Below are 16,784 nucleotides of genomic sequence, written 5' to 3'. Positions count from 1 at the left end.
ACAAAGCCCCCGGATTAATGCTTTCTCTTACAGGGCGGTTCGGATAGGGCCGCATTGGGTCAGACCGCGCAGCCTCGCGCGGCGGACCGTACTATCTTTGGCCGGATCACCGGTCGCGCAGTGCCACTTAGCCGCGCCCCCTTCGGTGATACAGGCCCCCGACAAGCATCTAAAGGAGCGCGTTTATGGACGCCCAGATTATCGCATTTTTGATTCTGTTGCCGATCACATTGGTTTTTGTCTACGCAGGCATCCACGAATTCCGGCGCTACAAAAGCGAGGGCAAGGCGAACTATGGGCTGGTTTTCGATGAAGAAAGCGGCACCACCCATGTCAGCGGCATCGCCGAAGACGAAGACCCCTTCGACCCCGACGATTTTGACCCCAACGACTATAACGATCCCGAAGTGAAAACCGACACGGATGAGCGCAAATCGTGAGCGGTAAGATCCGCAGCGCCGCCTTGCTGCTCTGGCTCGCGCTGCCCGCGGGTGCCGACATCCCCGCCGAGATCGTGATTTTGGGGGAGGTGCATGACAACCCCCATGCCCATCTCGAACAGGCCGCCGCGCTGGCGACGCTGCGCCCCACTGCTGTGGTGTTCGAGATGCTCACCGCCGCGCAGGGGGCGAAAGCCGATGCCGATCGCAGCCAGATCGCGCAGGCTTGGGCGGCAAGCGGTTGGCAGGATTTCGACATCTACGCGCCGATCTTCGATGCTTTGGGCGAGGCGCGGATCATCGGTGCCGCCGCCCCCCGCGAGGCGGTGCGCAGTGTGTATCTTGAGGGCGCAGCCGCGCTTTTCGGGCCGGAAGCGGCGCGCTTTGGCCTTGATCAACCGCTGCCCGACGATCAGCAGGCGGCCCGCATCGAGGTGCAGTTCGCCGCTCATTGCCGGGCCATGCCGCGCGACATGATGGGGGGCATGGTCGCCGTGCAACGCTACCGCGACGCCACATTCGCGCGCGCGGCGCTCAAGGCGCTTGAGACCTACGGCCCGCCCGTGGCCGTGATCACCGGCAACGGCCATGCGCGCACCGATTGGGGCATTCCCGCGCTGATCGCGCAAGCGGCCCCCGAGGTCACGACCCATGCCATCGGCTTTGTCGAAAAACAGACAGAGATGCCTTTTGACGAGACACACCTGATCCCGCCCATCAAGCGCGAAGACCCCTGTAACGCCCTGACCAAGAATTAAAGGACCCGCCCATGTACCTTGCCATGAACCGTTTCACTGTACTGCCCGAGAATGCCGCCGCATTCGAAGAGCTATGGCTGAACCGCGAAAGCCATCTGAAAGAGACGGAGGGGTTTGTGTCCTTCCACATGCTCAAGGGGCCGGAAGAGGAAGGGACGATCCTCTATGCCTCGCACACGATTTGGGAAAGCGAAGCGCATTTTCGGGCATGGACCACCAGCGACGCCTTTCGCGCGGCGCATGCGCGGGCGGGGCAAACCCGCAAGCTGCACGAAGGCGCGCCACGGTTCGAGGGCTTTCAGACCATTCAGCAAATCGAAGCGGTCTGACGCGGGGCAGGCTGGGCCTTTCTATACTTGACTAAAATAATCGGATTAAGTAGCCGTTATAAGAGCCCGGTATTTTGGCCGGGGTATGAACGACTTTACGCCGAAACTGTCCAAGCCACCGCGCGTCGGAAGCCCGGATGTCAATGGAAAGGAGCCCGCCCCCGTGAGGACACCCGTGACCACGCCCGAGCCAATGGCCCATGCCCGGCTACAGACTCAATCCAACAACAGCTGGCGCGATATCGCGCTTGGCAGCAACGATACCGCGCCCTGCGATGGCTTTGGCCTTGAGCACCTCATTGATCTGCAACGCGCCCGCCAGATGGGGGACGCAGGATGAGCCTGATGCAAAAGCTGCCCGTTCCCTCGCCCGCAGGCCAACCGGTCGAAGACGCCGTGCATGATGCGCGTGCCTTGGTGCCCAACGGCTCGACGGCGAATATCGTGCTGGACGGCCAAACCTATACGCTGCGCATCACGCGGGCAGGGAAATTGATCCTGACGAAGTAGGCCGCGCAGTTGCCCAAGTGCGGCGCGGAACGCCTAAGGCGCGGCTGCGGCTTGCCCTCGCGCCACGGCGTCTTTACTGACGCGATATGCCCGGCCTTTTTGCCTTTTCCGTCCTTCGCCGCTGACATGCTGGCCCTGCTGAGCCTGTTCTTCGCGGCGCTGCTGGCGGCGACGCTGATCCCCGCGCAATCCGAAGCGGTGCTTTTGGGGCTGATGTGGTCGGGTGCCCATGCCGCGGCGCTGTTGTGGCTTGTGGCGACGCTGGGGAATGTGCTGGGCTCGCTGCTGAACTGGCTGCTCGGGCGCTACCTCAGCCATTTTGCCGATCACCGCTGGTTTCCTTTCTCGGCGCGGCAAATGGCGCGAGCCTCGGGCTGGTATCAACGCTGGGGCTATTGGAGCCTGCTGGCCAGTTGGGTGCCGATCATCGGCGATCCGCTGACCTTAGCTGCGGGCATGATGCGCGAACCGCTTTGGCGCTTTTTGCTGATTGTCACCCTTGCCAAAGGCGGGCGCTATTTGGTGCTGATCCTGCTCGCGCGTGGGGTTCTGTGAGGCTCAGAGGGGGGTGATCCCTTCGAGCGGCGGCAGCGGGCTGGGCGTGGTCACAAGGGCCGGACGGCGCTTTTCGTAAAAGGCATTGCCGCCTGCGGTCACCACGTAATGCATGTTGTTGTAATTGGCATTGTACCACGCGGCGTGGAAGAATTTCGCGCGGGTGACCTTGGGGTGCCGCTCACCTTGAAGCACCGCCAGCGCCGTGGCGCGGGCCAATGGGGCCCCGCGGTCGCTCATCGGTTTCGTCATCACGCCCGGTGCGAACTGATTGCGCTGGCCGACCACCCCGCAGACCGTATCGGGGAAGGCTTCGGAATGGACTCGGTTCAACACCACCGTGCCCACGGCGACCATCCCGTCGCGGCTGGAGCGGTTGGATTCGAAATACATCGCCCGCGCCATACACTCCACCTCACCCACCGGGACCGCGACCACTTCGGTCTGCTTACCGCCACAAGCGGCGAGCAGGCCAAGGCCCAGCATCAAAGCGGCGGTGCGGATTTTCGGGGGCTGAACGCGCATGGGCGGCCTTTCTGGGTGAGGGGGCAGGTGGCGCGTAATTTTCCAGCAAACGCGGGGCGAGGCAAGACCCGCGCCCCGGCTCAGGCGGTTTCTCTCCGGGTGGGGCGCGCGGGGGCGCTTGGGCTGACGATTGATCTAGTGTAATGCTTGATAAAACAGTCATGAACCCAGCAGGGCCGTTCTTATGAAAGTCACCTACCGGGATGTGAAAACCGACATCCTGTCAAAGATCACCAAGGGGGAATGGCCTCTGGGTAGTCTTGTGCCCAATGAGGTCGATCTGGCCGAGACCTATGGCTGCGCCCGCGCGACGGTCAACCGCGCCATGCGCGAATTGGCCGACGAAGGGTTTATCGAACGCCGCCGCAAAGCCGGGACGCGGGTGCGCATGGCCCCGGTGCGGCAGGCGCGCTTCGACATTCCGCTGGTCCGGGCCGAGATCGAAGAGAAGGGCGCTGATTATCGCTATTCGCTGGTGAGCCACGCGGTTGAGCCTGCGCCGGACTGGTTGCGCGCGCGGCTGAAACTGACCGCAGGCAGCGAGGCGCTGCATCTGGTCTGTATGCATTACGCCGATGGCGATCCCTATCAATATGAAGACCGCTGGATCAACCTTGCGACCCTGCCGCAGGCGCGGGAGGAGGATTTTGCAGAGGTGGGGCCGAACGAATGGCTGATCTCGGCAATACCTTTTTCGGATGTTGAGATCAGCCTCTCCGCCGGACTGGCCGATCAGCGGCTGAGTGAGTATCTCGCCTGCGCCTTGGGTGATCCGGTTTTCACGGTCGAGCGTTCGACATGGTGGGAGGGGCAGGCGGTGACCTATGTGCGCCTGTCGCATCGCCCCGGTCACCGGCTGACGACCCGCTATTGATGCACCGCCACGCTAAGGCGGCGGCGCGTGAGGTTCAAAGGATGCCCGGCAGGTTCAGCCCGTGTTCGCGGGCGCAATCAAGCGCTTCGTCATAGCCCGCATCCGCATGGCGCATCACGCCCGTCGCCGGATCGTTCCACAGAACCCGTTCGATGCGACGGTCAGCGTCTTCGGACCCGTCACAGCAGATCACCATGCCGGAGTGCTGCGAGAAGCCCATGCCAACCCCGCCACCGTGGTGCAGAGATACCCAAGTGGCCCCCGAGGCAGTGTTCAAAAGCGCGTTTAGCAGCGGCCAATCCGACACGGCATCAGAGCCGTCTTTCATCGCCTCTGTCTCGCGGTTGGGCGAGGCGACGGAACCACTGTCGAGGTGGTCGCGCCCGATCACGATGGGCGCGCTTAGCTCGCCAGTGCGGACCATCTCGTTGAAGGCGAGACCGAGCTTGTGGCGCACACCCAGACCCACCCAGCAGATCCGTGCGGGCAGACCTTGGAAGGAAATACGCTCGCGGGCCATATCGAGCCAGTTGTGCAGGTGCGTATCTTCGGAGAGGATTTCTTTCACCTTGGCATCGGTCTTGTAAATATCCTCCGGATCGCCTGACAGCGCCGCCCAGCGGAACGGCCCCACGCCCCGGCAAAACAGCGGGCGAATGTAGGCGGGGACAAAGCCGGGGAAATCAAAGGCGTTGTCTAACCCTTCCTCCAGCGCCATCTGGCGGATGTTGTTGCCATAGTCGACCGTGGGGATGCCCGCCGCGTGAAAATCGACCATCGCTTTGACTTGTACCTTCATTGAGGCGCGGGCGGCGCGTTCGACCGCCTTGGGGGCACTCTCGCGCTTCTCGCGCCAGTCGGCCATGCTCCAACCCTGCGGCAGATAGCCGTTCACCGGGTCATGGGCGCTGGTCTGATCGGTCACGATATCGGGGCGCATGCCGCGTTTCACCAGTTCGGGAAAGACATCGGCGGCATTGCCCAAGAGGGCCACGGATTTCGCTTCTCCGGCAGCGGTCCAACGCTCGATCATCTCCAGCGCTTCGTCGAGTGTTTCGGCTTTTTCATCGACGTATTTTGTGCGCAGACGGAAATCGATGCTGTCGGGATTGCACTCGACCGCGAGGCAACAAGCCCCGGCCATCACCGCCGCCAAAGGCTGCGCGCCGCCCATGCCGCCAAGCCCGCCGGTGAGGATCCATTTGCCGGTCAGATCGCCGCCATAATGCTGGCGGCCCGCCTCGACAAATGTCTCATAGGTGCCCTGCACGATGCCTTGGGAGCCGATGTAGATCCACGAGCCTGCGGTCATCTGGCCGTACATCGCCAGACCCTTTTTATCGAGTTCGTTGAAGTGATCCCAATTCGCCCAATGCGGCACGAGGTTGGAGTTGGCGATCAACACGCGGGGCGCGTCTTTATGGGTTTGGAAGACACCCACGGGTTTGCCCGATTGCACCAGCAGCGTTTGGTCGTCTTCGAGCGCGCGGAGCGAGGCGACGATCTGGTCGTAATCTTTCCACGTCCGCGCCGCACGGCCGATGCCACCATAGACGACCATCTCATGCGGGTTCTCGGCCACGTCTGGGTGCAGGTTGTTCATCAGCATCCGCAGGGGCGCTTCGGTGAGCCAGCTTTTCGCCGAAAGCTCGGTGCCGGTGGCGGGATAGACGTCACGGGTGTTCTTGCGCGGATCGCTCATGATGTGCCTTTCAGGGTAGGGGCCAGGACGGCCAGAGTTGTCAGGATGTCCGTCAGGTGCCCGCGCAGCCGCGCGGCTTTGTCGGGGTCATAGGGCCAAGGTGGGGCTTCTGTGTCGAGGTAGGTGCTTTGCGCCAACTCCATCTGGATCGCGTGGATCCCTTCGGCGGGGCGGCCATAGTGCCGGGTGGTCCAGCCGCCTTTAAAACGTCCGTTGGTGACAGAGGTATAGCCGGGGGCGGCGGCGCAGATGTCCGCGACGGCGGCTTCGATCTCAGGCGCGCAGGTGGTGCCGAGGTTCGTGCCGATGTTGAAATCGGGCAAGGGGCCGTCAAAGAGGAAGGGGATCAGCGAGCGGATGGAGTGACAGTCATAGAGGGTCGCGACCCCGTGCAGGTCGCGCACGCGGGCCAGTTCCGCCTCGAGCGCCGCGTGATAGGGGGCGTGGAATGTCTTGCGGCGGGCCTCGATCTCGGCTTCGCTGGGCGGGGTGGTCCAGATGTCCTGCCCGTCGAAATCGGTCAACGGCACCAGCCCGGTGGTGTTCTGACCGGGATAGAGCGATGCACCCGAAGGGTCGCGGTTGGCGTCGATCACATAGCGGTGGAAGGTCGCGCGCACGGTGGTCGCGCCGGGCAGCAACCCTTGGTAAAGTCGATGAATATGCCAATCGGTATCTGCCAGTTCGCGCCCGCGCGGGTTCAGATCGCGGCGCACAATATCGGGCAGATCGGTGCCGGTATGCGGCAGGCCAAGCACGATGGGGCTGTCGCTTCGGGTGATCTCGACAGGTGTGATCTCAGCAGAGGTCATGTGGAAAGCTCCGGCATGTCGAGGGCGGCGGCGCGGGTGATCTCGCCCTCGGCCACCATCCGCGCGGCCCGTTCCAGATCGGGGGCGAGGTAACGGTCCTCATCCAGCGTCGCGACATCCTTGCGGACCCGTTTCACCACACGCTGCAATGTCTCGCTGGTCGCCAACGGCGCGCGAAAGTCGATGCCTTGTGCCGCGCAGAGCAACTCGACCCCCAAGATGCGGTTTAGGTTGTCGATCATCTGCCCCAGCCGCCGCGCGCCATGGGCGGCCATGCTGACGTGATCCTCTTGGTTGGCCGAGGTCGGCGTGCTGTCGGTGACGCACGGATTGGCGAGGTGCTTGTTCTCGCTCATAAGGGCGGCGGTGGTGACTTCGGCGATCATATAGCCGCTGTTGAGGCCGGGGTTTGGCGTGAGGAAGGGCGGCAGGTTGAAGCTGAGCACCGGGTCCACGATCAACGCCACGCGGCGCTGCGCGATGGCTCCGATTTCGGCCACGGCCAGTGCGATCATATCGGCGGCAAAACCCACCGGTTCGGCATGGAAATTCCCGCCAGAGACGATCAGGTCAGCGCCGACCAGCACCAGCGGGTTGTCGGTGGCGGCGTTGGCTTCAACCTCAAGCGTGCGGGCGGCCATGCGCAGCACGTCCATCGCGGCCCCGGTCACCTGCGGCTGGCAACGGATGCAATAGGGGTCTTGGACGCGGACATCATTCGCCACATGGCTTTCGCGGATTTCCGAGCCGTTGAGCAGGGTACGCATCGTCTCGCCCGCTTCGATCTGGCCTCGATGGCCGCGTAGGGCATGGATCTCCGGTTGTAGGGGCGCGGTGGAGCCCATGATCGCATCGGTCGACAGGGCCGAGATCACCAACGCCGAGTTTGCCGCCCGCCATGCGTCAAACAGCCCCGCCAGCGCGAAGGCGGTCGAAAACTGCGTGCCGTTGATCAGCGCCAGCCCTTCTTTCGGGCCGAACTCCAGCGGGGTGAGACCCGCGGCGGTCAGCGCCGCGCCGCCGGGCATGACGCGGCCCTCAATTTCCGCCTCGCCGTGGCCCATCATCGCGGCGGCCATATGGGCCAAGGGGGCCAGATCGCCTGAGGCACCGACCGATCCTTGCGCCGGGATCACCGGGGTCACGCCACGCTCCAGCATGGCTTCGATCAGGTCAACGACCGCCAGCCGCACGCCTGAGGCGCCGCGCCCAAGGCTCAGCAGTTTGAGCGCCATCAAGAGCCGCGCATGGCCGCGCGGGATCGCCGGGCCGACGCCGCAGCAATGCGACAGGATCAGGTTGCGTTGCAGGGTGGCCGTGTCATCTGAGGCGATCTTGACCGAGGCGAGCTTGCCGAAACCGGTGTTCACGCCGTAGACGGCATCCGCGCCCGCCACCGCTTTGGCAATGCGCGCATGGGCCAGTTCAATCGCTGGGCGGCAGGCGGGGTCGAGCCTCACCGATGCCTCTTCGCGGTAGATGCGGGCCAGATCGTCCAAGGTGGCCGCGCCGGGGGTGAGGGTCAGGGTGGTCACGATTGGCCTCCGAAAATGCGAGAATGAAGCGGGTTGAAGCCGATGCGATAGGCAAGCTCGGCAGGGTGTTTGATATCCCAAACGGCGAGGTCGGCGCGCAGGCCGGGGCGGATCATGCCGCAGCCGCCCAGCCCAAGCGCGCGGGCGGCGTGCTGCGTGGCACCGCGCAGCGCCTCTTCGGGGGTCATGCGGAACAGGGTGCAGCCCATGTTGAGCGTCAGCAGCAGGGAGTTCAGCGGCGACGACCCGGGGTTGATATCCGTCGCCAGCGCCATCGGCACGCCGTGTTTGCGCAGCAGATCAATCGGGGGCGCTTGGGTTTCGCGCAGGGTATAAAACGCACCGGGGAGGATGACGGCGACGGTGCCCGCCTTGGCCATCGCTTTCACGCCGTCCGCGTCGAGGTATTCGATATGATCCGCCGACAGCGCGCCATAGGAGGCCGCGAGTTTCGCGCCGCCTAAGTTCGACAGTTGCTCGGCATGGAGTTTCACCGGCAGCCCCAATTCCCGCGCTACGTCAAAGACCCGCGCGATCTGGGCAGGCTGAAAGGCGATGCCCTCGCAGAATCCATCGACCGCATCGACCAGCCCCTCGGCATGGGCGGCGCGTAGGGCGGGGATGCAGACTTCGTCGATATAGGCGTCAGCGCGGCCTGCGTATTCGGCTGGCACGGCGTGCGCGCCGAGGAAGGTCGTCCGCACCCGGATCGGGCGCTGCCCGCCAACGGCGCGGGCGGTGCGGAGCATGCGCAGCTCGGTCTCGATGTCCAAACCATAGCCGGATTTGATCTCGATCCCCGTGACGCCTTCGGCGATCAACACATCGACGCGGCGCAGGGCATCCGCCAGCAGATCGGCATCACTGGCGGCGCGGGTGGCGGTGACGGTTGAGACGATGCCGCCCCCGGCGCGGGCGACTTCTTCGTAGCTGGCTCCTTCAAGGCGCATTTCGAACTCGCGCGCGCGGTCGCCGCCGTGGACGATATGTGTGTGGCAGTCGATCAGACCGGGGGTGACGAGGCGGTGGCCCAGTGATTCTGTCGGCTGGTGGCGGTAGGCCCGTGGCAGGTCAAGGCGCGGGCCGACCCATGCGATCTGGCTCCCGGCAATCGCAATCGCTGCATTCTCAATCATTCCATAGGGTTCTGCGCCGTCCAAGGTCGCGGCGGTGAGGTCGATCAAGACCCGGTCATGCTCTGCCATCTCTGTCGCCCCCTCCTGAGGTTTTACTTTTCTAACGCGGTTTTAATTGTTATATGTCTATACATAAAAAACCGAAAGGCCGTCAAATGATTTTCGCAAAACACGCAAGACTGCCGCAGGGCTGGGCGCGGGACGTTCGGATTACGGTTGCCGAGGGCCGCATCACGGCGGTGCAGACCGGACAAACGCCCCATCCTGACGACAGCCGCGTCGATACCCTGCTGCCTGCGCTGGCCAACCTGCACAGCCACAGCTTTCAACGCGCCATGGCCGGGATGACCGAGGTGCGGATGGCGGGGAAAGACAGTTTCTGGACGTGGCGGGACCTGATGTACCGCTTTACCGCCCATCTCACGCCCGCGCATATTGAGGCCATCGCCGCCTTTGTTTTCCTTGAGATGCAAGAGGCGGGTTTTGCCAGCGTGGGCGAGTTTCATTACCTGCATCACCAGCCCGACGGCACGCCCTATGATGATCTGGGTGAGCTTTCGGCCCGGATCGCGGCGGCGGCGGCGGAGACGGGGATCGGGCTAACCCATCTGCCGGTGCTCTATACCTACGGTGGCGCGGGGCAGGTGCCCTTGCAGCCGGGTCAGGCGCGTTTTGGCAATGGGGTGGCGCAGTTCAATGCGCTGGTGGAGCGGGCGAAACGGGCGGTAGTTGATCTCCCCCCAGACTGCCGCGTCGGCATCGCGCCGCATTCGCTGCGCGCCACAGCCCCGGCGGAACTGGCCGAGGTGCTGGCCGCGCATCCCGAGGTGTCGACTCATATCCACATCGCCGAACAGCCCAAGGAAGTCGCAGACGTCTCTGACTGGCTCGGCGCGCGGCCGGTGGACTGGTTGCTGGCGAACGCTGAGGTGACCGGGAACTGGTGCCTGATCCATGCGACCCACATGACCGAAGCAGAGACGGCGGCCTTGGCCCGGACCGGCGCGGTGGCGGGGCTCTGCCCGGTAACAGAGGCGAATTTGGGCGATGGGCCGTTCAACGGGCCGGGGTACCTTGCTGCCGGGGGGCGGTTTGGCATTGGGTCGGATTCCAACGTGCTGATCTCATTGACCGAAGAGTTGCGCACTTTGGAGTATTCCCAACGCCTGCGCGATCTGGCGCGCAACGTGATGGTGCCGGGCGAAGGCTCGGTCGGGGAGACGCTTTATACCGGGGCCGCGCGCGGTGGTGCGCAGGCGCTTGGCCGGGGCCGGGGCGAGATTGCAGTGGGCGCATGGGCCGACCTGACGGCGATCGACAGCCAAGACCCGGCACTTTGTGCGCTGCGGCCCGCGCAACTGCTCGACGGTCTGGTCTTTGCCGCGAAGGATCAGGTTGTGACGGATCTGTGGTCAGCGGGCCGGCATGCGGTGACGGGCGGGCGGCACCGGCAGCGTGACCGGATCGTGGCGGGCTACCGGCGCGCCATGGCAGAGTTGACGGCGCTTTTGTGAAACCTTCCAGCTTCCGGGAACTTTGCCGCAGCCTGCCGGGTTTGCCTCCTAACGAGGGCCGCGCGCGGCGTGGTGTTGCGCGGCATAGCCCGAAGCCAGCGAAAGGGAGCGGATCATGAGTCCACCAGACACAAATCTGAAAAAGCAGGAAGGCCGTCACAAGTGGCCGTTGATCGGCATGGCGATTGTCGTGATCTTTGGCATCGGCATCATTGTCTTCTGGACGGGCGAGGAAGTCGCCACCGCCCCCGGTACCGAAGACGAGGTCATCGTCGACGAGGGCACCGCGATTGAGGGCGATGATACGGCGACCGTGCCTGTCGCACCCGATTGACCCCCAGCCAACTGCGTTGACCGCCAAGACCCGGAAGCCTTTGCTTCCGGGTTTTTTGTTGTTTGCCTTGGTCGCGCGGGCGGGCCATCTTGCACCGGTAACAAGGGAATTGGGGCAGACATATGTGGTATCTTGTAGGGGACATTGGCGGCACCAACCTGCGGCTTGCGGCGGTGGACCCGGCAGGCGCGGTGGTGCGGCGCTGCACGCATCGCACCGATGGGCTGACCACATTGCCAGACGCCTGTGCGGCGCTTTGTAGCGAGATGCGCGGCGCGCCCGAGGGGGTCGCGATGGCGGTGGCCGGGGTGGTTGTCGACGGGCAGGTGCGCATGACCAACGCCGCGCGCAGCATCTCGCGCGATGATCTGGCGCGGGCCTGCGATGTGGCGCCCGGTAAGGTACTGCTGCTCAATGATTTTGAAGCGGCGGCCTGGTCCTTGGCCACGCTGGATGCGGCAAAGGTGAGCTTTCTTCAGGGCGGCCCTGCGCCGCAACCGGGCGCGCGGGTGATTGTCGGGCCGGGAACGGGCTTGGGCGTGGGGTCTTTGGTCTGGCAAGGGGCGCGGCCCACGGCGGTGCCGGGCGAAGGCGGGCATCTGCGGCTCACCCCTCATAGCGCCGAGGAAGTGGCCTATTTCGAAGCCCTGATCGCGCTTTGGCCCGAGGTCCAGATGGGCGACGCGCTTGCGGTAGAGGCCGAGGCGATCCTGTCGGGCACCGGCATCCCCTATTGGTACCGCGCCATCGCAGCAGCCCGCGGCGAGGCAGCGCATCTGGAGGGGGCGGCGGCGATCTTTGCGGCGGCCAAGGTTGGGGAGGACACGAGTGCCTGCCGGGCGGTGGCCTTGATGGCGCGATATCTTGGCGGGGTCGCGGGGGACTTGGGTTTGGTCTTGGGCGCGCGCGGTGGGGTTTTCATCACAGGGGGCGTGGCGCAGCAGAACCCTTGGATGTTGGATGAGGCCTTCCTCGCTGCCTTCAACGCGGGCGGGCGGCACAGCAAATGGCGCGCGGCGCTGCCGTTGGGCCTGTGCAATGACCCCGATTTTGGCCTCATGGGTGCGCGCAACTGTCTGTTTGTGCAACACGATCGCCCCCTGCCGGATTGACAGCAGGCAGCGGGCCGCCATGATCGCCACAGCAGCCGGAGTGCCCTATGCCCAACCTCAATGATCCGAAACGCCAGTTCTTGGCCAACCTGTTCGACACCGCCGTCGCCGCCGCCGATCCGCGGCTGATCTTGAAAGACAGGCTGCCGCCGCCCCCCAAGGGCCGAACGGTGGTGATCGGCGCGGGCAAAGGGGCGGCGCAATTGGCGCAGGCGTTCGAGGCGCTTTGGCCGCATCCCTATGACGGTGTCGTGGTCACCCGCTATGGCTATGGCGCGCCCTGCCAGCGCATCAAGGTGTTGGAGGCCGCCCATCCGGTGCCAGATCAGGCCGGGATCGAGGCCGCCCGCGCCTTGCAGGATGCGCTGCGCGGGCTGGGGCCGGAGGATCAAGTGATCGCGCTAATCTGCGGCGGCGGGTCATCGCTTTTGCCCGCCCCACCCGAGGGGCTAACGCTGGAGGATTTGCAGGCGTTGAATTCCGCGCTTCTGGCCTCAGGCGCGCCGATCTCGGTGATGAATGACATCCGCAAACAGTTCAGCACGGTGAACGGCGGGCGTCTGGCGGAACTGGCCTATCCCGCGCAGGTGGTGAGCCTTGTCGTCTCGGATGTGCCGGGGGATGATCCGGGGGCCGTGGCCTCTGGCCCTACGGTGCCGGGGCGGCGGGCCGCGGCGGAGGTTTTGGAGGAGGTGGCCGCGCGGGGGCTGGAACTGCCGCCCCGTTGCATGGCTTTTCTGCAAAAGGCCGCGCAGCAGCCTGCGCAAGACGCGCACAGCAAAACGGCCACGCATGTTATTGCCTCTGCGGGTCTGTCCCTCACCGCGGCGGCCAAGGCGGCACAGGCGCGGGGGGTGACCGCATGGATACTGTCGGACGCGATCGAAGGCGAGGCGCGCGAGGTGGCGCTGGTGCATGCCGCGCTCGCCCGGCAGGCGCAAGAGAGTGGTTTCCCGCATCCCGCGCCGCTGGTGCTGCTCTCAGGCGGAGAGACGACGGTCACCCTGCGCCACAAGGGGCGCGGCGGGCGCAACAGTGAATTCGCGCTGTCCTTGGCACTGGCGCTCGACGGGCAAGAAGGCATCACCGCCTTGGCGGCGGACACCGACGGCATCGACGGGTCAGAGGATAACGCGGGCGCATTCGTCGCGCCGGGCACGGCGGGCGCGATGCGCGCGGCAGGGGTGGACCCACGCCGCGCCTTGCAACACAACGATGCCTACGGTGCGTTTGCGGCGGTAGACGCCCTGTTTCACACCGGCCCCACCGGGACCAATGTGAATGATTTCCGCGCCCTGCTGATCGGCGATCTACCCGAAAGCTGAGCCGGTTCTGGGTCCGCCTAGGTGCGGTCGAAGATAATCACGTTGCGCTTCGCAGCGCCGGTCTTGGTGTCGGCAATCGCCTCGTTGATCTGATCCAGCCGCCAGCGCCCGGAGATCAGGTTGTCGAGTTGCAAGCGGCCCTGAAGGTAAAGGTCGACCATCCACGGGATATCGCGCTGGATCACCACGTCGCCCATTTTGGAGCCGACCATGCCTTGCCCCAAGGCGGCAAGGACCACCGGCTCATAGCTGGCCTCGGCCCCGCTGTGGGGCATGCCAACCATGATCACCCGGCCCCCGGCCGCAAGGTAGCGCGGCGCGGTTTCATAGGCGGGGATCGCGCCGACGGTGACGATCACGGCATCCGCCCCGCGCCCCATGGCCTTGAAGGCCGCGCGCCACGGTTTCGCCTCGGTCGCGAGCACGGTGTCGGTCGCGCCGAATTCGCGGGCGATGGCGAGTTTTTCTTCGGTCATGTCCACCGCCACGATCCGCCGTGCGCCCGCGATGCGCGCCCCTTGGATGGCATTAAGGCCGACCCCGCCCGCGCCGATCACCACCACATCTTGGCCTGCGCGCAGGCCCGCTGCATTGACCACGGCACCCACGCCGGTGATCACGCCGCAGGCGATCAGACAGGCGGCGTCTTTGGGGATGTCATGCGAGATTTTCACGGCCTGGGAGCGGTCGACCACCACTTTTTCGGCGAAACCGCCGGTGTTCATGGCCTGAACAAGCGGTGCGCCATCTGCTGTTTGCAGCGGCCCATCGGGCGCCTGCGGTGTTTCGCAGATCGTCGGCTGACCCGAGGCGCAGTTGGGGCAGCTGCCGCAGGCGCGGATCAGGGTGACCACCACGCTGTCGCCTTCGACCAGCCCCTGTACATTCGGCCCCACGGCGCTGACCCGGCCTGCGGCCTCATGGCCATAGACGGCAGGCAGGGTGCCGCCCCAGCCGCCTTCGGCAAACAGGATGTCGGAATGGCAGATCGCCACCGCATCCAAGGTCACCTCGACCTCGCCCGATTGCGGAGCCCTGATGCGGATGTCTTCGACGCTCAGCGGGCTGTCAAAGGCATGGCAGACGGCGGCTTTGATGGTTTGCAATGGCCTGTCCCTTTCACTTGGTTTTCGCCAGCCTGACGCGGAAGGGCCGGTGGTGCAAGGCGGGGAATGTACTAATGGGGCGAAGTGCCGGTTTGTGACGTGAGGGGAGGGCGGCTGGCAAAGATCACCAGCCCGCCGAGGGTCAGAAACAGCGCCAGCAGGAAGGGTGCGCCGGGCAGGTAGAGCGCAGCCTCCGGCGCGGTGAAATAGGCGAAAACCGCCGTCATCGTCAGCGGTGAGAGGATCATCGTCAGCGCGGTGGAGGAACTGAGCGCGCCGTGCAGCTCGCCTTGGGCATCGGCGTTGACGCGGGCCGACATGATGCCTTGAAGCGCAGGCGGGATCACCCCGGCGAGCGCGGCGAGCGGGGTCATGATCAGCGCCCAAGTGCCTGAGGTCAGTACGGTCAGCGCGGCAAAGGCGGCAAGGGCAAAGACATGGCCCAAGATCACCGTGGTGCGCGCGCCCAAGCGGCGGATCACGGGGCCGATCAGCATGCCTTGGACAAGAGCCATCTGCACGCCAAAAAGACCCAGTGACAGGCCGATCATCGTAGGGGACCAGCCAAACCGCTCAACCCCGAAATAGGCCCAGACCGCCGGATAGGCGGCAAAGCCCACATGATAGATGAAATAGACCGCCAGAAGCCTGCCAACCTCGGGCAGGCGGCCAAGGGCACGCAGCGCGCCTAGCGGATTGGCCCGCCGCCAGTCAAAGGCGCGGCGTTGCGTCTGGGGCAGGGTTTCGCGCAGCACAGCCCAGCCGAGGGCCGCATTGCCCGCCGCCAGCACCGCCGCCGCCCAAAACGGCGCGCGGGTGCCATATTCGCCCAAGATGCCGCCCATCAGCGGGCCCAGAACAAAGCCCGCGCCAAAGGCCGCGCCGATGAGCCCGAAACGCGCCGCGCGGTCCTGCGCCGGAGAGATGTCGGCCATATAGGCCGAGGCCGTGGCATGGGTTGCCGCCGTCACACCGCCCACCAGCCGCCCGATCAGCAGCAGCCAGACACTGCCCGCCAGGGCCATGACGCCGTAATCAACCGTCATCACGACCAGCGCCAGCAGCAAGACCGGACGGCGGCCAAAACGGTCGGACAGCCCGCCCAGAACCGGGCCGAAGAGGAATTGCATCGCGGCAAATCCCGTGGCCAGCACGCCGCCCCAAAGGGCCGCATCACTCAGCCCCCCGCCGCGCACTTCGCGGATCAGGTCGGGCATCACGGGCAGGATCAGACCGACGCCCATGGCATCGATCATCACCGTCACAAGGATAAAGATCAGTGGCAGCGGCATTCGGTCAGATCTGGTCCGCGCAGGGGGCGAAGGCAAGGGTGGACGTCGCGATAGGGCGCGAATGCGGCAGGCGTTGCGGGCGCATGGCCCGCTTGCCGCCAGAGACACCTGCCGCCACGCTCAGCCCTGTGCCTTCGGGATATGCCCGACACTGGCAAGAAAATCGTTTAGCGTATCAGCGTATTCCTGCGGCTGCTCCACACAGGGCAGGTGCCCCGCGCGGCGGATCAGTTTGAATTTCGAGGCCGGGATCAGGTCCATCAACTCGCGCACCAGATCGGGCGGGGTGGAGCCGTCTTCCGACCCTGCGATGCCGAGCGCGGGCAGGCGCAGGCCGGAGGTGGGGGTCATGAAATCGCTGTGCGAGATCGCCGCCGAACAGCCCGCATAGCCCGCGTCCGGCTGGCGGGTGAGCATGTTGCGCCAGAGCGCCATTTCCGGCGTGGCGCGGAATTGTGGGGAGAACCAGCGCTCCATCACCGCATCGGCAAGGCTTTCGATGCCGCCCTGTTCCACGGCCGCGATCCGCTCAGCCCAGATGTCGCGGTTGCCGATCTTGGTGGCGGTGTTGCTCAGCACCAGCGCGCGGATCATGTCGAGCCGTTTGACAGCCAGCCCCTGCGCGATCATGCCGCCGATCGAGAGCCCGACAAAGACGCAGTTGCGCACCTGCAGGTGATCGAGCAGCCGTTCGGTATCGGTAATGAGCGACCCCATCGAATAGGGCGCGGGCGGGCAGGATGAGAGGCCATGGCCGCGTTTATCAAAACGGATGATGCGCAGACCGGGGGCGAGGAGCGGTAGGATCGGATCCCACAGGCGCATATCGGTGCCGAGCGAATTGGCAAAGACCACAGGCGCGCCGTCTTCGGGGCCATCGACGCGGTAGTGAAGTTGGACGTCACCGGTATCGAATATCTGCATG

19 protein-coding genes are annotated in these 16,784 nt (G+C 65.1%); 11 read left to right on the top strand and 8 right to left on the bottom strand.

The window, feature by feature from the left end; all coding sequences use genetic code 11:
- Nucleotides 1–185 precede the first annotated feature (185 nt).
- From T8A63_RS13300 to T8A63_RS13275, 6 genes are all read left to right on the top strand, one after another.
- Nucleotides 186–440 (top strand): hypothetical protein, encoded by a 255-nt coding sequence (locus T8A63_RS13300; RefSeq protein ID WP_067935896.1) that lies wholly within the window; start codon nt 186–188, stop codon nt 438–440.
- Nucleotides 437–1,198 (top strand): ChaN family lipoprotein, encoded by a 762-nt coding sequence (locus T8A63_RS13295; protein ID WP_322344075.1) that lies wholly within the window; start codon nt 437–439, stop codon nt 1,196–1,198. The genes T8A63_RS13300 and T8A63_RS13295 overlap by 4 nt, the downstream gene beginning before the upstream one ends.
- Nucleotides 1,199–1,209: 11 nt before the next feature.
- A complete protein-coding gene (locus tag T8A63_RS13290) occupies nt 1,210–1,527 on the top strand; it encodes an antibiotic biosynthesis monooxygenase family protein (protein ID WP_120350552.1) in 318 nt (105 codons plus the stop codon).
- Between the two features lie 163 nt (nt 1,528–1,690).
- Nucleotides 1,691–1,867: a hypothetical protein gene (locus tag T8A63_RS13285; protein WP_161487453.1), complete on the top strand. Its 177-nt coding sequence runs from the start codon at nt 1,691–1,693 to the stop codon at nt 1,865–1,867.
- A 5-nt stretch (nt 1,868–1,872) separates the two neighbouring features.
- Nucleotides 1,873–2,037: a hemin uptake protein HemP gene (locus T8A63_RS13280; protein WP_322344074.1), complete on the top strand. Its 165-nt coding sequence runs from the start codon at nt 1,873–1,875 to the stop codon at nt 2,035–2,037.
- Between the two features lie 126 nt (nt 2,038–2,163).
- A complete protein-coding gene (locus T8A63_RS13275; protein WP_322345732.1) occupies nt 2,164–2,592 on the top strand; it encodes a YqaA family protein in 429 nt (142 codons plus the stop codon).
- Nucleotides 2,593–2,595: 3 nt separating this feature from the next.
- On the opposite strand, the gene T8A63_RS13270 is transcribed toward T8A63_RS13275, so the two are convergent.
- Nucleotides 2,596–3,117 (bottom strand): cell wall hydrolase, encoded by a 522-nt coding sequence (locus T8A63_RS13270; protein ID WP_254693962.1) that lies wholly within the window; start codon nt 3,115–3,117, stop codon nt 2,596–2,598.
- 184 nt (nt 3,118–3,301) lie between these two features.
- Here T8A63_RS13270 and T8A63_RS13265 point away from each other — a divergent pair, with 184 nt between their 5' ends.
- The gene (locus T8A63_RS13265; RefSeq protein ID WP_120350553.1) at nt 3,302–3,991 is read left to right on the top strand and encodes a UTRA domain-containing protein; all 690 of its coding nucleotides are present in this window, start codon (nt 3,302–3,304) and stop codon (nt 3,989–3,991) included.
- Nucleotides 3,992–4,025: 34 nt separating this feature from the next.
- On the opposite strand, the gene hutU is transcribed toward T8A63_RS13265, so the two are convergent.
- The 4 genes from hutU to hutI are packed head-to-tail and all read right to left on the bottom strand — an operon-like array spanning nt 4,026 to nt 9,245.
- Nucleotides 4,026–5,693, bottom strand: a complete 1,668-nt coding sequence (hutU, locus tag T8A63_RS13260; RefSeq protein WP_322344073.1) for a urocanate hydratase — start codon at nt 5,691–5,693, stop codon at nt 4,026–4,028.
- The gene (hutG, locus tag T8A63_RS13255; RefSeq protein WP_416153214.1) at nt 5,690–6,505 is read right to left on the bottom strand and encodes an N-formylglutamate deformylase; all 816 of its coding nucleotides are present in this window, start codon (nt 6,503–6,505) and stop codon (nt 5,690–5,692) included. The genes hutU and hutG overlap by 4 nt, the downstream gene beginning before the upstream one ends.
- Complete coding sequence (hutH, locus tag T8A63_RS13250; protein WP_322344072.1) at nt 6,502–8,040, bottom strand: histidine ammonia-lyase; 1,539 nt, start codon at nt 8,038–8,040, stop codon at nt 6,502–6,504. The genes hutG and hutH overlap by 4 nt, the downstream gene beginning before the upstream one ends.
- Entirely contained in the window at nt 8,037–9,245 is a 1,209-nt protein-coding gene (hutI, locus tag T8A63_RS13245; RefSeq protein ID WP_322344071.1) for an imidazolonepropionase, read from the bottom strand. The genes hutH and hutI overlap by 4 nt, the downstream gene beginning before the upstream one ends.
- Nucleotides 9,246–9,331: 86 nt before the next feature.
- On the opposite strand from hutI, the gene T8A63_RS13240 reads away from it, so the two are divergent.
- The 4 genes from T8A63_RS13240 (at nt 9,332) to T8A63_RS13225 (ending at nt 13,461) form a co-directional block, all read left to right on the top strand.
- Nucleotides 9,332–10,690 carry a formimidoylglutamate deiminase gene (locus T8A63_RS13240; RefSeq protein WP_322344070.1) on the top strand — a complete coding sequence of 453 codons (1,359 nt, stop codon included), beginning with the start codon at nt 9,332–9,334 and terminating at the stop codon, nt 10,688–10,690.
- A 115-nt stretch (nt 10,691–10,805) separates the two neighbouring features.
- Nucleotides 10,806–11,024, top strand: coding sequence for a hypothetical protein (locus T8A63_RS13235; protein ID WP_300055138.1), 219 nt, complete (start codon nt 10,806–10,808; stop codon nt 11,022–11,024).
- 122 nt (nt 11,025–11,146) lie between these two features.
- On the top strand, nt 11,147–12,136 hold the full coding sequence (locus T8A63_RS13230) for an ROK family protein (RefSeq protein WP_322344069.1): 990 nt from the start codon (nt 11,147–11,149) through the stop codon (nt 12,134–12,136).
- Between the two features lie 47 nt (nt 12,137–12,183).
- On the top strand, nt 12,184–13,461 hold the full coding sequence (locus T8A63_RS13225) for a glycerate kinase (protein ID WP_322344068.1): 1,278 nt from the start codon (nt 12,184–12,186) through the stop codon (nt 13,459–13,461).
- 17 nt (nt 13,462–13,478) lie between these two features.
- Here T8A63_RS13225 and T8A63_RS13220 read toward each other — a convergent pair whose 3' ends face one another.
- The 3 genes from T8A63_RS13220 to pcaD all read right to left on the bottom strand — a co-directional run bounded on the left by T8A63_RS13220 (nt 13,479) and on the right by pcaD (nt 16,783).
- On the bottom strand, nt 13,479–14,567 hold the full coding sequence (locus T8A63_RS13220; protein WP_322344067.1) for a Zn-dependent alcohol dehydrogenase: 1,089 nt from the start codon (nt 14,565–14,567) through the stop codon (nt 13,479–13,481).
- Between the two features lie 71 nt (nt 14,568–14,638).
- Nucleotides 14,639–15,859 carry a TCR/Tet family MFS transporter gene (locus T8A63_RS13215; protein WP_322344066.1) on the bottom strand — a complete coding sequence of 407 codons (1,221 nt, stop codon included), beginning with the start codon at nt 15,857–15,859 and terminating at the stop codon, nt 14,639–14,641.
- 120 nt (nt 15,860–15,979) lie between these two features.
- On the bottom strand, nt 15,980–16,783 hold the full coding sequence (gene pcaD, locus T8A63_RS13210) for a 3-oxoadipate enol-lactonase (protein WP_322344065.1): 804 nt from the start codon (nt 16,781–16,783) through the stop codon (nt 15,980–15,982).
- Between the last annotated feature and the right edge of the window lies 1 nt (nt 16,784).

It is taken from the genome of Sulfitobacter sp. OXR-159 (genome assembly GCF_034377145.1).
Classification (GTDB): Bacteria; Pseudomonadota; Alphaproteobacteria; order Rhodobacterales; family Rhodobacteraceae; genus Sulfitobacter.
This window is presented reverse-complemented; position numbering and strand designations above follow the sequence as displayed.